The sequence below is a fragment of the Rahnella sp. BCC 1045 genome (genome assembly GCF_019049615.1).
Taxonomy (GTDB): domain Bacteria; phylum Pseudomonadota; class Gammaproteobacteria; order Enterobacterales; family Enterobacteriaceae; genus Rahnella; species Rahnella contaminans.
This window is the reverse complement of the sequence record NZ_JAFMOZ010000128.1, coordinates 1-15,892: the sequence shown is the minus strand read 5'-3', so window position 1 is coordinate 15,892 and position 15,892 is coordinate 1. Positions and strand designations below refer to the sequence as shown.

Genomic DNA, 15,892 nt, shown 5'->3' with positions numbered 1-15,892 from the left:
ATGCTCCTGTTCTGTCAGATTTAAGGACGTGAAATCACAATGGCGTAGCGGGCATCCGCCGGGCCGGGAACGTGGAATGACGAGGTGCCGTGAAGATGGAAACGCAGGCAATCTCCGGCCTCAAGCCGGTAAGTGCGTGAAGCGAGCGTGAACTCCAGTATGCCTTCCAGCATCCAGATATGCTGCTCGAGGCCGTCCACCGGCGGGGAATCATACGAAATCGTGGCACCGGCTTTTAACGTGCCGGAGATCAGTTCGGCGCGAAAACCCGGTGCGGGAGGGGAAACCGAACGGCGCGCAAAACCGGTTTCGCGGTCATGCCACACCGGCTGCTGCGCGGCGCGGATAAGCTCCGGCGGGTTATCCTCCAGCGCCATCAGCAGGCGCGAGGTGGTCAGCCCGTACGCCGCACTCAGTTTGCCCAGCAGCGACGCGGTCGGGCTGGTTTCTGCACGCTCCACGCGGGAAAGCGTTGCCCGGCTGATGCCCGTGCGTTGCGCCAGTTGTTCCAGCGACCAGCCCTGGCTGACGCGTAATTCTGCCAGCCGTTCGGCCAGACGCAGATCGTGACTGTCCTGCCCTTCTTCCATTTCGTTCCCCTTGAAAATTCTCAATACAGGGAAAATATCTCTCATTTGAGAAATTCGCAAGTTAAAATAATGTAAGCAGAAAGTATTAGCTAAGTTGTACAAAAATAATAAAGTTGTACAGCTTTCATATCAGGCGCTAGAGTTACGATAAGTTGGATGAATATTTTTGGATTTAACTATGTCTCTTTACAGCATCGGCGAAGTCGCCCGAATTTGTGGTATCAACCCGGTCACGCTTCGCGCATGGCAACGCCGCTATGGTTTGCTTAAACCGCAGCGCACCGAAGGCGGCCACCGCCTCTTTAACGATGATGATCTCGACACCATCCGCACCATTCTGGGCTGGATCAATCGCGGCATTCCCGTCGGCCAGGTGAAATCCCTGCTGGAAGGCAAAGTCGAGGCATTGCCCGGCGGCTGGTCGCAGGGCGAACACCGTCTTCTGACCGCGCTTCAGGACGGACGCAGCAACAAAGTGCGTCAGCTGATTATCGAACTGGGGCGGGAATATCCGGCGGCCTCGTTTGTGAATAATATTTTGCGCCCGTTGCGTGAGCGCCTGAGTTCCGGCGATTCACGGCTGCTCATGATGCGCAGCCAGCTCGACGGGCTGATCATCGAGCACGCCGTGATGTGTATGAATGCCGCACGTAAACGGCCGGGAACCCCGGCAACGCTGACCGGCTGGGGGCACACCGACAGCACCGAGCTGTGGCTCGAAGCCATTGTGCGTTGCGAAGAAGGTATGCAGGTTGAAATCCTGCCGGTTCCGCTGGATGAGCCACATCTGGAAAACCTCAGCGGCTCGCAAATATTGTTGTGGTCGGAAGGCAAGCTCACGCAGATCCAGCGCCAGCGCCTTCTGAACTGGGTGGAACAAGGGCTTTCGATCATTCTTCTGGGCAGCTCGGCGGTTATTCTCAGCGCCGGAGAAGACGAACCTCACGCAGAGTCTGAGCCGGCGCTTTTACCGCATGACGAAAGTCACATCATTCTTCAGATGGTGCCTTTGCGCAAAGAAGGAAAAAAATAATGATTAAACATTTTCCTGAGCCCGCCATTGCTCCCGACGTTTTGTCGCGGCTTTGCGAATTTTATCATCAGCTTGAGATGAGCCAGCTGCCGCAGCTTTCCCGCATCTATCACCCGCATGTGGTGTTTATCGATCCGGTTTCGCATTACGACGGCGTGGACGCGCTCGAGCGCTATTTCTCGCAGTTGCTCAGGAAAGTGAATTATTGCCGCTTTGAAATTCAGCCCCCGCTGTTGCAGGGCGACGAAGCATCCCTGTTCTGGCAGATGGAGTTTTCCCATCCTGCCCTGAAAAAAGGCCAGCCGATGTTTCTCCACGGCGCGAGCCATATGCGCCTGCACGATAACCGCGTCATTTATCAGCGTGATTATTACGACCTCGGCGCGATGCTGTATGAGCATCTGCCGGTGCTCGGCGGCGCCGTCCGCGTAGTCAAAGCCAGGTTGAAATAATGCGCCGCGTTCTGATTACCGGTGCCAGTTCAGGTATCGGAAAACAGCTGGCACAGGATTACGCCGCCGAAGGCTGGGAAGTGACGGCGTGCGGTCGCAGCCTGGAAAAACTGATCAGTACGGCAGCCGCCAGTCCGCTGATTATTCCGCTGTGTTTTGATATCACCGATTTGACCGCCACGCGTCAGGCGTTACACGACGTACAGGCTGATTTAGTGATTCTGTGCGCCGGAACCTGTGAATACCTGGATAACAGCGTGGTGGAAGCCGAAAAAGTTGCCCGCGTGATGAACGCCAATTTCATCGGCCCGGTCAATTGCCTGGACGCCCTGCTGCCGGGTTTAGCAGCCGGAAGTCGCGTGGCGATCGTCGGTTCCACCGCCTGGCTTTTGCCCTTTTCGCGCAGTGAAGCCTATGGCGCATCGAAAGCCGCGCTGGCCTTTTTCGCACGTTCACTGAGCGTCGATCTGGCTCCGCGTCAGATTCACATTTCGCTGATCCAGCCGGGATTTGTGGAAACACCGCTGACGGCGCGAAACAATTTTCCGATGCCGATGATGGTGACCGTCACGCAGGCTTCTCAGCACATTCGAAAAAAACTGGCGCGCGGTGCCAGTGAAATTGCATTCCCGCCGCTTTTTGCCGGTTTCCTCAGGGTGGCATCTTTGCTGCCGGTGAGTCTGCAAAAATGGTTATGTCGGAAAATGGTGAAATGAAATGACAATAAAAGTGGCGATCGTGGGAAGCGGCATTTCGGGCCTGAGCTGTGCGTGGATGCTGGCGAAAAGCCAACCCGGCTGCGAGATCACGGTTTTCGAATCGTCGGCAACGTTAGGCGGGCATACTGCCACGCAGGACGTGATTTCAGACGGCAAAGCGTACGCCATCGACACCGGTTTTATTGTCTACAACTCGCGGACGTATCCGCATTTCATCGCCCTTTTGCGCGAGCTGGGTATTGAAGGCCAGCCGACAGAAATGAGTTTTTCCGTGCGCAATCCGGCCAGCAAGCTTGAATATAACGGGCATTCGCTCAACAGCCTGTTTGCCCAGCGCCGCAATCTGTTCAGGCCGCAATTCTGGCGCTTCATTTTCGAGATCCTGCGCTTTAATAAACTCTGCAAGGCGCGCCTGCTGAATCCACACAATGACGAAGATACACTGGCCGATTTGCTCGATCAAAATGGCTTTTCGCCGTTTTTCGCACTGCATTATGTGTTGCCGATGGGCGCGGCGATCTGGTCGTCCTCGCTGGGCGACATGGCGAATTTTCCGCTGTCGATGTTCCTGCGATTCTTTGATAACCACGGGCTGCTCGATGTGACAAATCGTCCGCAATGGAGGGTGGTGCCGGGCGGTTCGCGTGAATATATCCGCCGCTTACAGGCGCGGTTACCCGCCAGTGTGAAACTGCTGACGGACGCTCCGGTGACTAAAGTCATCCGTTCTTCTTGCGGCGTGGTTGTGCATTACGCGCAGGGCGAAGCGCATTTCGATCAGGTGGTTTTCGCCTGCCATTCGGATGAAGCACTGGCGATTTTGGGCGAACAGGCCACGGCCGATGAGCGCGACATTCTCGGTGAGCTGCCTTATCAGGCCAACGACGTGATTCTGCATACCGATACCCGCCTGCTGCCGCGTGAAAAACGTGCATGGGCGAGCTGGAATTATCAGTTGCCGAATACCGTTAGTGACGCGCTGCGCGGGGATATGCGTGATGGCAATCCATCAAACATGCGCCGTGCCAGCGTGACGTACAACATGAACATTTTGCAGGGGCTGGACGCGCCGAAAACCTTCTGCGTTTCGCTCAATCCGCTCACGCCGGTTGACGGCAGCAAAGTCCTGTTCCGCGCGACCTATATGCATCCGGTGCTGAACGTCGCCAGCCATCATGCGCAGCAGCAGCGTTACCGGATCAACGGCGTCAACCGCACCTGGTTCTGCGGCGCTTACTGGTACAACGGTTTCCATGAAGACGGCGTCAACAGCGCCCGCGACGTGGCCGAACAGCTGACCCTGCAACTTGAACGCGAAGACACCGCCGGGCAGGCCGAACGGGAGGCGTCATGAACAGCACGTTGTACGTCGGTACCGTGCGCCACCGGCGGTTTACGCCGGTCGAACACCGTTTCGATTACGACATTTTCATGCCGCTGATTGATCTCGATGAGCTGGAACAACTGCCTGCACTCGGCGTAAAGCTGGAACGTTTTTCGCCGGCCAGCTTTCGCCGAAAAGATTATCTGGGCGGCGGAGACATCAAAACCAAAGCGCAGGAAAGAATTGCCGAACTGACCGGCGATCGCCCTGACGGACGGGTAATGTTGCTTTGTCAGTTATGTTATTTCGGCTGTTATTTCAATCCGGTCAATTTCTACTACCTTTATGATAAGACCGGAATTTTGCGCTGGATGCTGGCCGAGGTGCGGAACACGCCCTGGAATGAACGCCACACCTACGCCGTGCTGCCCGACGGTTCGCAGCCGGTCCCGAAAGCCTTCCATGTGTCGCCTTTTAATCCGATGGACATGGTCTATCACTGGCGTCTGACATCCCCGGGAAAAGAATTACATATCACTATCGAAAATCACCGTAAAGAACGGGAATTCGATGCTGCCCTGTCGCTGACTGCCCGCCCGCTGACCCGCGACGCGTTGCGCCAGCAATTATGGCGGCTGCCTCTCATGACCGCGAAAACCGCCCTGACGATTTACTGGCAGGCGGTAAAACTGTGGCTGAAACGGGCACCTGTTTATTCTCATCCTCCCGTTGATAAGGACTGACCATGAGCCAACCCGAAGTGCAATTCGCCCGCGAAGGGGCGATGAACCGGCGCAGCAAGGCTGCACGCGCACTGATTCTCGGCGTATTAAAAAATCTGAATGGCGCCGGGTTAACGCTGCGTGAACCGGGTGAAGATGCGGTCTTTTTTGGCGACGCGACAGCCCCTTTGCAGGGCGAAATTGAAGTTCACAATCTGCGGGCTTACCGGCGGGTTTTGCTCGGAGGAAGCATCGCGGCGGGCGAAAGTTTTATTGATGGCGACTGGACGACGCCCAATCTGACGGCGGTTCTGCAACTGCTGGCCGAAAACATGAAGCTGGTGGATAAAATCGAAGCGCGGCTGAGCTGGCTGAGTACGCCGCTGAACAGGCTGATTCACTTATTCCGCCGCAACAGCCCGACGCAGGCGCGCAAAAATATCTCCGCGCATTACGATCTCGGTAACGATTTTTATCAGGGCTTTCTGGATGAGCAAATGCTCTATTCATCTGCCTGGTATCAGACACCGCAGATGTCGCTGGAACAGGCGCAGGAAGCCAAAATGCGCCGCTTGTGCGAACAACTGCAACTGCATGCGGGCGATCATCTGCTGGAAATCGGTACCGGCTGGGGCGCGATGGCAGAGTTTGCCGCCCGTGAATACGGCTGCAAAGTGACGACCACCACTATTTCCCGCGAGCAGTTCCGCTACGCCAGCCAACGCATTGCGAATGCCGGGCTGAGCGACCGCGTGACGGTGTTATTTGAAGATTACCGCTCGCTCGACGGCCAGTACGACAAGCTGGTTTCCATCGAAATGATCGAAGCCGTCGGGAAACGCTACCTTTCCACCTTCTTCAAACGCTGCAATGCCCTGCTGAAACCACAGGGACGGCTGGCGATCCAGGCAATCACCATTGCCGATCAGCGTTACGCGACGTACAGCCGCAAAGTCGATTTTATTCAGCGCTACGTTTTTCCCGGCGGTTTTCTGCCGTCTATCACCGCCATGAATGAAACGATGACCCGTTATACCGGCCTGGTGGTGCGCGACTTGTTCGACATCGGTTTTGATTACGCCCGCACGCTGCACGAATGGCGCGAACGGGTACAGCGTTACTGGAATGCTCAACCGGACGGCGTTCAGGACGAACATTTCCGCCGCCTGTGGCTGTTTTACCTGTGCTACTGCGAGGCCGGATTCCGCGCCCGCACCATCAGCACCGTACAGCTTATCGCCGAGCGACGCGGATGAAATCGTGGCGGTTCTGGCTGCTGACGCTGGGCTTTGATGTCTGGTGGACACTGGCAGTCTGGGGACGCGACCAGTTTATCTTTTTTCTGCTGATCAGCAGTTTTCTGATGCTGGCGTTTACGCCTTCGCATCGACGTTTATGGGTGGCGGTCGTTTGCACGCTGGGCATCATGCTTGATTCGCTGTGGTGTATTTTTGGTCTGTTGGAATTTACAGATTCGCAGGCTGTTCCGCCGTGGATGATGGCGCTCTGGCTGGGGTTCAGCGCGTGGTGGCTGTGGCTGCTTGGCGTAATACGCCTTGCGTGGTACTGGCTGATCCCGCTCGGCGCGGTCAGCGGGCCGCTGGCGTATTTCCTCGGTATGCAGCTCGGCGCCATGCAGCTCATCGCCGCACCGGTTTACGTCTGGCTGGCGCTCGCCGCCGGATGGGCGGTTTTCCTGCCGCTGGTCAGTCTGCCGGTATTGTTCCGTAACACACGGAGAACCTGATGAAACGTTTTTTACTGCTGGCAATACCGCTGCTGTTTTCATTCTCTGCTATCGCCGCCACACCGTGGGATCACTGGCGGCAGGTGGGACGCGCCACGCTGAACTGGGGGCCGTTTGAAGTTTACAACTCACAACTGCTGACGCCGGAAGGCCATTATCAGGCGCAAAAATGGCCACAGGCGTTAGTGATCGACTATCTGCGCAGCATTGATCGCGAGGAACTGACCAAAGCCACGGAAGAGCAATGGCAGGCACTCGGACTGCTCGAACAGGCGCGGAAAAATGACTGGCTGAACCGCGTTGAAAAAATCTGGCCGGACGTCAGTAACGGCAGCGAAATCGTTTTTCTGGCTGATGAGAACGGTGGCCAGTTTTACAGCCGCGCGCCCAACAGCGTGCTGATTCAACCCATCGGCGAACCGTTCAACCCGGCGTTTCGCGACGCATTCCTGGCCATCTGGCTTTCACCCGCCACGCAATATCCTGATTTACGCAGCAAGCTCATCGGCGCGACGGCGTCCGATTAATGTTCATCCGACCGGAGGTTTTATGACTGCCCTGCGCAAAATGCTTCTTCCCCTTCTGGCGGCCTGCGCGCTGCTGCTGACCAGTTGCAGTGCCAGTATCAAAGATTATGCGCAAGCGCAGCCAGCGCTGGATATCTTCACCTATTTTGCCGGTGATACCGTGGCATACGGCATGGTGCAGGATTACAGCCATAAACAGACCCGGCGTTTTACCGCCAAAATTCAGGGTGACGTGGTGGCGGATACGCTGACGCTGCACGAGGATTTTGTATATGACGACGGCGAGAAACAGACCCGCGTCTGGCGCATCCGGAAACTCGCAGATGGCCGTTATACCGGTACGGCGGGTGACATTATCGGCACCGCGACCGGGCAATCGGCCGGAAATGCGTTCAACTGGAAATATGTGATGGACGTTAAATCAGGCGGCAGCACGTACCGCCTGACCTTCGACGACTGGATTTATCAGCAGGACGAACAGCATCTGTTTAACGTCACATCGCTGAGAAAATTCGGCGTCGAAGTGGCGCGTGTGACGCTGTTCTTTGAGAAGAAGTGAAGGGGTTAAATCTTCACCTCTTTAATCACCGTTTTGCGGCGGCCGAAGACGAATTTACCCAGCGTCACCAGCAGAACGGCGCAAAGAATTACGCCTAACGCTACCCATTCGACTGGCGAAAGGGATTCACCGGCGAAGCCGATACCCAGCAAAACCGCGACTATCGGGTTCACATAGGCATAACTGGTGGCGACGGCGGGACGCACGGTTTTCAGCAAAAACATATAGGCGCTGATGGCAATCATCGAGCCGAAAACCACCAGATAGCCCAGCGCCAGAAAGCCACTGAGCGTCGGCGCGGCCGACAGATGTTCACCGGTGAGTCGGCTGGCAACCAGCAATACCACACCCGCAATAATCATTTCTGCCGCACCGGCCATCAGGCCAACCGGAAGGGTCAGGCGCGAACTCCACACCGAACCAAACGCCCAGCTCAGCGAGGCCAGCAGGATCAGCGCCGCGCCCCACGGGTTTCCTTCCAGATTGCTGCCGGTATTGAGCAGCACAATACCAAACAGGCCGATCGCCACGCCGGTCCATTCCAGACGGCTGTTGGGCATTCCCCACAGACGGCTGAAGCACAGCGTAAACAGCGGAACCGTAGCGACCATCACCGCGGCAATGCCCGACGGCACCTGCATATGTTCGGCGACAGTCACCAGACCGTTACCGACGGAGAGCAGCAAGATGCCCACCGCACCGGCGGCCATCCACTGTTTCAGCGTCGGGACTTTATGCCCGCGCAGCAGCAAAAAGGTGAACATAATGCATCCGGCAACAAAGAAACGCAGCCCGGCCATCATCAGCGGCGGCCAGCTTTCCACGCCCACGCGGATCACGAAATAGGTAGAACCCCAGATAAAATACAACGCAAACAGTGCTGCGATTAATGGCAGCAGGGAACGGGTCACAGAGGCGGTCATAGGAATAACTTATTAGCGTGATAATAAAGGCAAACAGTTAACGCTATTGGCCCGATTACCGGCAAGGGAATCTGTGCGATCGCGTCAAAATGTTGCTAAAAAGTTTCTGCATATGACAAAAAATGAGAGGCATTGGCGGTTAACGTAATTAGCGCATGAATAGTGTGTTGCAGGAGGAGGTAAACAATTTATAATTCGTCGTTCAAATTTCCGAGGTACTGCACATGAATTCGCTAGGCAAAAAATTATTTATCGCACTGTTCGGCCTGATGGCAATTGGCGCAATTGGTGGCGTTATGGTCGCGGGTTATGCGGTGGTGATTCAGGACGACGCCAAACCGGTCAGCGATAGCGACGCCCCTTCCGTAGTTCCGGCGCCGTCTTCGATGTCAGCGCACTGATTCACCGCCAGACCGCTGCTGCCACCGTTGCAGCCAGCGGCTCCAGCGTTCAAACAGCATATCCACGCAAATCGCCAGCAGCGCGACAATCACCGCGCCCTGCAAAACATACGCCGTATTAAAGCCGCTCAGACCGATAATAATCGGCGACCCCAGGCTTGATGTCCCGACCGTTGACGCAATCGCCGCCGTCCCGATATTGATGATCACTGATGTGCGGATACCGGCAATGATCACCGGCGCGGCCAGCGGGATTTCGACCTTTCTCAGCATCTGCCAGCGGCTCATCCCGACGCCCTGCGCAATTTCGCGTGCCGACGCTGGCACCGATTCAATCCCGGCAATGGTGCCCTGCAAAATGGGCAGCAGGCCGTAAAGCACCAGCGCGATTATCGCCGGTTTTTCGCTAAACCCCATCACCGGCACCGCCACCGCCAGCACGGCGACCGGCGGAAAAGTCTGCCCCATCGCCACCAGCGTTTCGATCAGCGAGCGGAATTCCTTGCCCGCCGGACGCGTGACACCCACGCCCGCCGCCACGCCGATCACCACCGCAATCAGGCTGGAAACACCGACCAGCAAGAGGTGCGCTTCCACCAGCGAGGCGAAGCTTTCCTGCTGATACACCGGTCTGCTGAGCGCGGGAAACATCCAGTGAAACAGGCCGCCGAGCGACGTCATGCCGAAAATCAGCGCCAGCAAAAGCGCCAGTACCCAGATGAGAGGATCCGTGAGAACTCGCCGTAAGCCGTGTTTCATACAGCGTTCCCTGTCGTCGTCAGATCCGCAAAATGCAGCACACCGACCGGCTGCCCCTGCTCATCCACCACCGGCAGTTGCTGAACCTGTTGCGCGACAAATTTTGACAGCGCCTGGCTCAGGCTCATCGACGCCACCAGAGGTTTTTCATTACCGGCGTAATATTCGCCCTGACGTGTGCGCGAACCGACTTCCTGCAAGGACAGCAAACGAAGGCCCATATCGCTGCCGCCAAAGAAATCACGCACGAACGGCGTCGCCGGTTTGGTCAGCAATTCCAGCGGCGTACCCTGCTGCACCACCTGCCCGTCGTTGAGCAGCACGATGCGGTCAGCCAGCGCCAGCGCTTCGTCGATGTCGTGCGTCACCAGCACAATCGTGCGGTGCGAGAGTTTATGAATACGCGCCACTTCTTCCTGCAACGTCGCGCGCGTCACCGGATCGAGCGCGCCGAACGGTTCATCCATCAGCAGCACCTCCGGGTCTGATGCCAGCGCACGCGCCACGCCGACACGCTGCTGCTGCCCGCCGGAAAGCTGGTGCGGATAACGCGTGCGGAACTGTTTCGGATCCAGACTCAGCAGTTCGAGCAATTCGGTCACGCGGTCGCGGATTTTGGCCTTCGGCCATTTCAGCAACTGCGGTACGGTGGCGATGTTCTCTTCCACCGTCCAGTGCGGAAACAGGCCAATCGACTGAATGGCGTACCCCATCCGGCGGCGTAAATCCTGCGCGCGAAATTTTTCAATCGGTTCACCGGCAAAGAGAATTTCGCCGCGATCGTGCTCTTCCAGCCGGTTGATCATCTTCAGCGTGGTGGATTTCCCCGAGCCGGACGTCCCGATCAGCACGGTGAATTCGCCTTTGGCCATTTCCAGCGTCAGGTCACGCACGACCGCCTTGCCAGCAAAGTGTTTACTTACCTGCTTGAAATGAATCATCTGCGTGAGGTTTCCAGTATTGAGACTGCGAATTTAAAAATGCTGTCGACCACGACGGCCATCAGAACCGCGGGGATCACCCCGAGCAACACCAGATCCAGCGCGCTGCTTAACAGGCCCTGGAACATAATCGCCCCCAGCCCGCCCGCGCCAATCAGCGCCGCGACCATCGCCATTCCGACGGTTTGCACCGCCACAATCCGGATGCCGGTGAGGATAACCGGCAGCGCAATCGGCATCTGGACGCGGAAAAAGACCTGCCCGCGGTTCATGCCCATACCGCGCGCGGATTCAATCACCGCTTCCGGCACGGAATCGAGCCCGGCAATCACGCCGCGCACCAGCGGCAACAGGGAGTAAAGCACCAGCGCGATAATTGCCGGGGCCAGCCCGATACCGCTGATCCCATGTTCGCCCAGCCACGGCAGCGCTTTTGCCAGCCCGGCCAGCGGCGCGAGCAGCAGGCCAAACAGCGCAATCGACGGCACGGTCTGAATAATATTGAGCACCGACAGCACCGGCCCGCGCCAGCGCACATGGCGGTGGCAGAGCAAACCGACCGGCAGGCCGATCAGCACCGCAGGCACCAGCGTGCCGAACAAAATCCCCAGATGCTGCCAGAGTGCGTCGTTAAAAACGTCTGAACGGTTGTCGTACTCTTTCAGCAGCGACAGCCCGGAAAGCTGGCCGTAAAACAGCAGCAAAACCACCGGGATCAGCATCTGGATATTGAGCAAAATGCGCAGGGTGTGATTGCGGGTAAAACGGGAAATGGCGTCGGAGGCAATCAGCAGACACAGCGCCGCTGCCGCCCAGAAACCGCCGCCGAGCGAGGTGCGCGCAATACTGTCTTCGTTGCCGCCGGTCAGTTGTACCGCGGTATATCCGGCCAGCCAGACCAGCGCCGCCAGGAGAATTTCTGCCAGCAACATCACCAGCAAATGGCTGCGGCCAAACAACGTAAGAAAAGCGCTCACCACCAGCAATATCACCGGCAGAAGCACGAAAAAGGTATAGCCGTGGAGCAACGAGGCCAGCGAAATGCCCTGCCCCGACACCAGGCGGTTAGGCGCATGGCTGAGAAAGGCCAGACCGGAACCGGACAGCAATAACAGGAAAACCAGCGTCAGCAATACGCGGTTTTTAACGGGTGAATGATGAGCCAAAACGTTACCTGATTTCAGTGAACACGGCCCGCAGGCCGCATTCAGGGCGTCACTGCCCGGTTATTTTTTAACGAAACCTTTGTCCTGCAAATATTTCGCCGCGACCTTCTTCGCATCCTGACCATCGACCGCAATTTTCGCGTTCAGCGTTTGCAGCGTTTTAGTATCGAGGGAAGCAAAGACCGGTTTCAGCAGATCAGGAATGTTCGGATGCGCTTTCAGCGCGGCTTCGCGGATGATTGGCGCAGGCGCATAAATGGGCTGCACACCTTTCGGATCTTCCAGCGTTTGCAGGCCGAGCGCGGCCACCGGGCCGTCGGTGCCATACGCCATCGCCGCGTTCACACCGGACGTTTTTTCCGCCGCCGCTTTTATAGTCACCGCCGTATCACCGCCCGCCAGCGACAACAGTTGTTGCTGATTCAGCTTGAAGCCGTAGGCATTTTCAAACGCCGGCAACGCATCCGGACGCTCAATAAACTCCGCCGATGCCGCCAGTTTGAAATCCCCGCCGCTGCTGATGAATTTGCCCAAATCGGCCAGCGATTTCAGGTCATGCGCACTCGCCACATCCTGACGCACCGCGATAGTCCAGGTGTTATTCGCCGGTGACGGATCAAGCCAGACAATCTTGTTCTGGTCGTAATCGAGTTTTTTCACTTTATCGAAACCGGCCTGCGCATTTTTCCACGCCGGATCTTTTTCATCGGAGAAGAAGAATGCGCCGTTACCTGTGTATTCCGGATAAATATCGATTTCCCCGGCGGTGATCGCACCGCGCACCACTTTGGTCGTCCCCAGCTGCAATTTATTGGTGGTGTGAATGCCGTTGGCTTCCAGAACCTGAATAATGATGTTACCTAGCAGGGAACCCTCGGTATCAATTTTCGAGCCAACACGAACGGCATCCTCTGCGGCCTGTGCGCTGAAACTCAATGCCGAAACCAGCGCCAGCGCTGCCATGGAAACGCCCCGTACTCGCCCAGTTGTTACAGTCATGTTCTATCCTCTTATCGGGTTATGTTGGTTTTTGTCGCCCGGCGACTGCTCTGTCTTTCTGCTTTCATCTGAATAAACAAGCTGCTAACAAGAATAGTCCAATTTCGCGCAGGGGAATGGATGGTGAGCCATAAAAGCAGGCAGCGGTAGCTGAGTAAAATGCAAAAATGTTCGAAGCTTATCCGGTAAAACACTGAGCCGGAATCTTCTGTTTTCCCTTTAATAAGGAGAGCCAGATGTCCGTTTATTCCCCGAAAAGAACCGCACCACGCATGATTGAAGCCGCCGTGGTCAGTGATAACCATCAGCTCAAATTTGAAAAGTTGCGCCTGAGCGCGCCGCGCCGTAATGAGGTGGGTGTCCGCATCGTTGCCTGCGGAATTTGCCACACCGATATCAGTTTTTTCTCGCCGGGCGCTGTTTTAGGCCACGAAGGCGCGGGGATTGTCGAGCAGATCGGCAGCGCGGTGACGACGGTAAAACCGGGCGATCACGTTGTGCTGTCTTTTCAGTCATGCGGCCAGTGCGACGCCTGTTCCGCGCACAGCCCGGCAGACTGCGAACATTTTTCTACGCTGAACTTTGGCTTCTCCCGCCTTGATGGCAGCAGCGCTTACCCTCCGGGCATCAGCGGGCATTTTTTCGGGCAATCCTCCTTTGCCAGTTACGCGCTGGTCACGGAACAAAATCTGGTGAAAGTCGGTAAATCGCTGCCACTCGCCACGCTGGCTCCGCTCGGCTGCGGCCTGCAAACCGGTGCGGGTACGGTAATGAATACGCTGAAAGTGAAAAAAAGCGATCGTCTGCTGGTCATTGGCACCGGTGCGGTAGGCATGGCGGCGGTGATGGCGGCAAAAATTGCTGGGGCAAAAGAGATTATCGCCCTCGATCAGCATCAGCACCGGCGGGATCTGGCGCTGGAACTGGGCGCGACAGAAGCCATGAAAACCGGAAAGGAGCGTAGTCTGCGCGAAACTCTGGATTACGTTATCGATACGGCGGGCGTTTCCGCGCTGGATAAACTCGGGCAGGACGCGCTGAAAGACGGCGGCACAATGGTACGGCTGACCGGTACGGGCGGGGCAACGCTTTCGCGCGGGAGGAAAATACTCAGCGTGATCCAGGGCGACTCCGTGGCGCAGGCGTTCATCCCAAAAATGATTACACTCTGGCAGGCCGGGCAATTTCCTTTCGACCGCCTGCTGCATTTTTACGACTTTCAGGATATCCGTCAGGCTATTGACGATGCCGCCTGCGGCAAGGTGATGAAGGCCGTTTTACGCTGGCCTGCGCAGGCTTAGATCACTTAGCTTTAACTTATAGCCATTTGTTTTTACGTATCGCTGAATCAGGACTTGTGACCGGCATCACCTCGCCTCTATGCTGGTTTTTTTGTCAAAAAGCGTAAACACAACAATGTCTGATTCAATTGCGGCCTCTCCCGCCGCCTCTTCAGGGGATTACAGCGCAGATTCTGCGTCTGACAAACCGGTGGTGATTCGTTCTGCTGCCGATATTACTCAGTTAGTGAACCGTGGCGCCGCGAAAATCAGCGACGCGCGCATCGTGATAGCTATCGCACTGGGCGGCGTTTTCCTCGACGCTTACGACCTCGGTGCGCTGGCCTTCGGGATGAAAGATATCACCCGCCAGTTCGGCCTGACGCCTTCCGGCGCGGGCTTTGTCGCTTCCGCAATCACCTTCGGGGCGATTGTCGGCGCGCTTTTCGGCGGCTATCTGACCGACAAAATTGGCCGTTACCGTGTGTTCATGGCCGACATGTTCTTCTTTGTGATTGCCGCACTGGCCTGTGCCTTTGCGCCAAATGAATGGGTGCTCGGCGGCTCGCGCTTTGTGATGGGCCTCGGTGTCGGTATCGATTTACCGGTGGCGATGGCGTTTCTGGCGGAATTTTCCAAGCTTCAGGGGCGCGGCAATAAAGCCTCGCGCGTGGCGATGTGGTGCCCGACATGGTACGCGGCGATCAGCGTTTCCTATCTGCTGGTTCTGCTGCTTTATGCGGTATTGCCGGCCACACACACCGACTGGCTGTGGCGTTTAATTCTCGGTTTTGGCGCGGTGCCGGCGATTCTGATTATCGCGATACGCCACCGTTACATGAATGAATCGCCGGTCTGGGCGGCGAATCAGGGCGACCTGCAAAGTGCGGCGGCTATCCTGAGAAAATCCTATAACATCAATGCGGTTGTTGCCGATGATGCCGATAAAACGCCGCAGGTGAAAGTGCGCAAAGCGGCATGGCGGAATTACGGCACGCTGTTGCAGGGCATTTATCTGCGCCGCACCGTGCTGGCTACGGTGACCGCCGTCGCCTCGTCATTTGCCTACAACGCCGTGGCGTTCGGTCTGCCGGTAATTTTATCCAGCTTCCTGAAACAGTCGATGATCAGCACCATTTTGTTCTCGCTTGGCCTGAATCTGTGCTTCGCGTTTGTCGGCGGTCTGATTGCCGTGCGCTATGTCTCTAAATTTGGTGCATGGAAAATGACTTATGCCGGTTACGCCTGTCAGCTCATTGCGATGATCGGGCTGGCGCTGGTTGGCCGTCCGGCCGACGGCGGTGAAGCGGCAATTTCCATCGCCATGCTGGCATTGTTCCTGTTCGGCCAGGGATTCGGTCCGGGCTCGCACACCATGACATTCGCTTCGCTGAGCTACCCGACGTCGCTGCGCGGCATGGGTGTCGGTTTCAACCAGACGCTGATGCGCGCCAGTTCCACCCTTTCCCTGTTCCTGTTCCCGGTGCTTTCCGCCGCGTTAGGCACCGGCGTGTTTTGGGTGATCGCGTTAGCGCCGCTGGCAGGACTCATCGTGCTGACAGCGGTGCGGTGGGAACCGTCGGGGTATGACGTAGATGCTGAAGATTTTCAGCAGGAAATTAAACCAGTTTAGTTTTTGCCTTGCTTCTCCCCCTGCGAAGGGGGAGGTCGGGAGGGGGTTTTAAAAGCTAACGCCTTGTCTAAACAAACTTTAAATCTTGTTTTTGACCTTAATACCCCACCCCAACCC

At 56.7% G+C, this 15,892-nt stretch carries 17 protein-coding genes and 1 pseudogene; 12 read left to right on the top strand and 6 right to left on the bottom strand.

All coding sequences use genetic code 11. The annotated features are described in order from the left end of the window. Positions 1–20: 20 nt before the first annotated feature. Entirely contained in the window at positions 21–590 is a 570-nt protein-coding gene (locus tag J1782_RS13565; RefSeq protein ID WP_152325538.1) for a helix-turn-helix domain-containing protein, read from the bottom strand. A 178-nt stretch (positions 591–768) separates the two neighbouring features. On the opposite strand from J1782_RS13565, the gene J1782_RS13560 reads away from it, so the two are divergent. From J1782_RS13560 to J1782_RS13520, 9 genes are read left to right on the top strand one after another with little or no spacing between them, the layout of a single operon-like run. Next, positions 769–1,623: a MerR family transcriptional regulator gene (locus J1782_RS13560; protein ID WP_217153326.1), complete on the top strand. Its 855-nt coding sequence runs from the start codon at positions 769–771 to the stop codon at positions 1,621–1,623. Then, positions 1,623–2,075: a nuclear transport factor 2 family protein gene (locus J1782_RS13555; protein ID WP_217153325.1), complete on the top strand. Its 453-nt coding sequence runs from the start codon at positions 1,623–1,625 to the stop codon at positions 2,073–2,075. The genes J1782_RS13560 and J1782_RS13555 overlap by 1 nt, the downstream gene beginning before the upstream one ends. Beyond that, positions 2,075–2,791 (top strand): SDR family NAD(P)-dependent oxidoreductase, encoded by a 717-nt coding sequence (locus J1782_RS13550; protein WP_217153324.1) that lies wholly within the window; start codon positions 2,075–2,077, stop codon positions 2,789–2,791. Before J1782_RS13555 ends, J1782_RS13550 begins: the two co-directional genes overlap by 1 nt. Before the next feature lie 7 nt (positions 2,792–2,798). Continuing rightward, positions 2,799–4,148 carry an FAD-dependent oxidoreductase gene (locus J1782_RS13545; RefSeq protein WP_217153350.1) on the top strand — a complete coding sequence of 450 codons (1,350 nt, stop codon included), beginning with the start codon at positions 2,799–2,801 and terminating at the stop codon, positions 4,146–4,148. Further along, positions 4,145–4,861 (top strand): DUF1365 domain-containing protein, encoded by a 717-nt coding sequence (locus J1782_RS13540; protein ID WP_152325533.1) that lies wholly within the window; start codon positions 4,145–4,147, stop codon positions 4,859–4,861. The genes J1782_RS13545 and J1782_RS13540 overlap by 4 nt, the downstream gene beginning before the upstream one ends. Before the next feature lie 2 nt (positions 4,862–4,863). After that, positions 4,864–6,096 carry a cyclopropane-fatty-acyl-phospholipid synthase family protein gene (locus J1782_RS13535; protein WP_152325532.1) on the top strand — a complete coding sequence of 411 codons (1,233 nt, stop codon included), beginning with the start codon at positions 4,864–4,866 and terminating at the stop codon, positions 6,094–6,096. Beyond that, a complete protein-coding gene (locus tag J1782_RS13530) occupies positions 6,093–6,587 on the top strand; it encodes a DUF2878 domain-containing protein (protein ID WP_165059556.1) in 495 nt (164 codons plus the stop codon). The genes J1782_RS13535 and J1782_RS13530 overlap by 4 nt, the downstream gene beginning before the upstream one ends. After that, the gene (locus J1782_RS13525; RefSeq protein ID WP_152325530.1) at positions 6,587–7,114 is read left to right on the top strand and encodes a hypothetical protein; all 528 of its coding nucleotides are present in this window, start codon (positions 6,587–6,589) and stop codon (positions 7,112–7,114) included. Before J1782_RS13530 ends, J1782_RS13525 begins: the two co-directional genes overlap by 1 nt. Positions 7,115–7,136: 22 nt before the next feature. Further along, entirely contained in the window at positions 7,137–7,673 is a 537-nt protein-coding gene (locus J1782_RS13520; protein WP_217153323.1) for a DUF3833 domain-containing protein, read from the top strand. Positions 7,674–7,678: 5 nt separating this feature from the next. Here the strand turns inward: J1782_RS13520 and yedA are convergent, their stop codons facing one another. Continuing rightward, positions 7,679–8,596, bottom strand: a complete 918-nt coding sequence (yedA, locus tag J1782_RS13515) for a drug/metabolite exporter YedA (RefSeq protein WP_152325528.1) — start codon at positions 8,594–8,596, stop codon at positions 7,679–7,681. A 224-nt stretch (positions 8,597–8,820) separates the two neighbouring features. On the opposite strand from yedA, the pseudogene J1782_RS26560 reads away from it, so the two are divergent. Continuing rightward, positions 8,821–8,922 (top strand): annotated as a pseudogene (locus J1782_RS26560) (hypothetical protein); the annotation flags it as partial. Between the two features lie 63 nt (positions 8,923–8,985). Here J1782_RS26560 and J1782_RS13505 read toward each other — a convergent pair. Genes J1782_RS13505 through J1782_RS13490 form a run of 4 tightly spaced genes read right to left on the bottom strand, consistent with a single transcriptional unit; the run spans position 8,986 to position 12,862 of the window. Then, positions 8,986–9,756 carry an ABC transporter permease gene (locus tag J1782_RS13505; RefSeq protein ID WP_165059552.1) on the bottom strand — a complete coding sequence of 257 codons (771 nt, stop codon included), beginning with the start codon at positions 9,754–9,756 and terminating at the stop codon, positions 8,986–8,988. Beyond that, positions 9,753–10,697, bottom strand: coding sequence for an ABC transporter ATP-binding protein (locus J1782_RS13500; protein WP_152325526.1), 945 nt, complete (start codon positions 10,695–10,697; stop codon positions 9,753–9,755). The genes J1782_RS13505 and J1782_RS13500 overlap by 4 nt, the downstream gene beginning before the upstream one ends. Next, entirely contained in the window at positions 10,694–11,863 is a 1,170-nt protein-coding gene (locus J1782_RS13495) for an ABC transporter permease (RefSeq protein ID WP_165059550.1), read from the bottom strand. Before J1782_RS13495 ends, J1782_RS13500 begins: the two co-directional genes overlap by 4 nt. A 60-nt stretch (positions 11,864–11,923) precedes the next feature. After that, on the bottom strand, positions 11,924–12,862 hold the full coding sequence (locus J1782_RS13490) for an ABC transporter substrate-binding protein (protein ID WP_152325524.1): 939 nt from the start codon (positions 12,860–12,862) through the stop codon (positions 11,924–11,926). Positions 12,863–13,098: 236 nt separating this feature from the next. On the opposite strand from J1782_RS13490, the gene J1782_RS13485 reads away from it, so the two are divergent. After that, complete coding sequence (locus J1782_RS13485) at positions 13,099–14,163, top strand: NAD(P)-dependent alcohol dehydrogenase (RefSeq protein ID WP_217153321.1); 1,065 nt, start codon at positions 13,099–13,101, stop codon at positions 14,161–14,163. Positions 14,164–14,278: 115 nt separating this feature from the next. After that, positions 14,279–15,775 carry an MFS transporter gene (locus tag J1782_RS13480; RefSeq protein WP_152325522.1) on the top strand — a complete coding sequence of 499 codons (1,497 nt, stop codon included), beginning with the start codon at positions 14,279–14,281 and terminating at the stop codon, positions 15,773–15,775. The last annotated feature ends 117 nt before the right edge of the window (positions 15,776–15,892 follow it).

Coding starts and splice junctions, on each gene's coding strand:
- J1782_RS13550 (WP_217153324.1), top strand. CDS start 2,075: ATGCGCCGCGTTCTGATTACCGGTGCCAGTTCAGGTATCGGAAAACAG.
- J1782_RS13530 (WP_165059556.1), top strand. CDS start 6,093: ATGAAATCGTGGCGGTTCTGGCTGCTGACGCTGGGCTTTGATGTCTGG.
- J1782_RS13485 (WP_217153321.1), top strand. CDS start 13,099: ATGTCCGTTTATTCCCCGAAAAGAACCGCACCACGCATGATTGAAGCC.
- J1782_RS13525 (WP_152325530.1), top strand. CDS start 6,587: ATGAAACGTTTTTTACTGCTGGCAATACCGCTGCTGTTTTCATTCTCT.
- J1782_RS13535 (WP_152325532.1), top strand. CDS start 4,864: ATGAGCCAACCCGAAGTGCAATTCGCCCGCGAAGGGGCGATGAACCGG.
- J1782_RS13505 (WP_165059552.1), bottom strand. CDS start 9,756: ATGAAACACGGCTTACGGCGAGTTCTCACGGATCCTCTCATCTGGGTA.
- yedA (WP_152325528.1), bottom strand. CDS start 8,596: ATGACCGCCTCTGTGACCCGTTCCCTGCTGCCATTAATCGCAGCACTG.
- J1782_RS13560 (WP_217153326.1), top strand. CDS start 769: ATGTCTCTTTACAGCATCGGCGAAGTCGCCCGAATTTGTGGTATCAAC.
- J1782_RS13480 (WP_152325522.1), top strand. CDS start 14,279: ATGTCTGATTCAATTGCGGCCTCTCCCGCCGCCTCTTCAGGGGATTAC.
- J1782_RS13520 (WP_217153323.1), top strand. CDS start 7,137: ATGACTGCCCTGCGCAAAATGCTTCTTCCCCTTCTGGCGGCCTGCGCG.
- J1782_RS13565 (WP_152325538.1), bottom strand. CDS start 590: ATGGAAGAAGGGCAGGACAGTCACGATCTGCGTCTGGCCGAACGGCTG.
- J1782_RS13490 (WP_152325524.1), bottom strand. CDS start 12,862: ATGACTGTAACAACTGGGCGAGTACGGGGCGTTTCCATGGCAGCGCTG.
- J1782_RS13555 (WP_217153325.1), top strand. CDS start 1,623: ATGATTAAACATTTTCCTGAGCCCGCCATTGCTCCCGACGTTTTGTCG.
- J1782_RS13500 (WP_152325526.1), bottom strand. CDS start 10,697: ATGATTCATTTCAAGCAGGTAAGTAAACACTTTGCTGGCAAGGCGGTC.
- J1782_RS13540 (WP_152325533.1), top strand. CDS start 4,145: ATGAACAGCACGTTGTACGTCGGTACCGTGCGCCACCGGCGGTTTACG.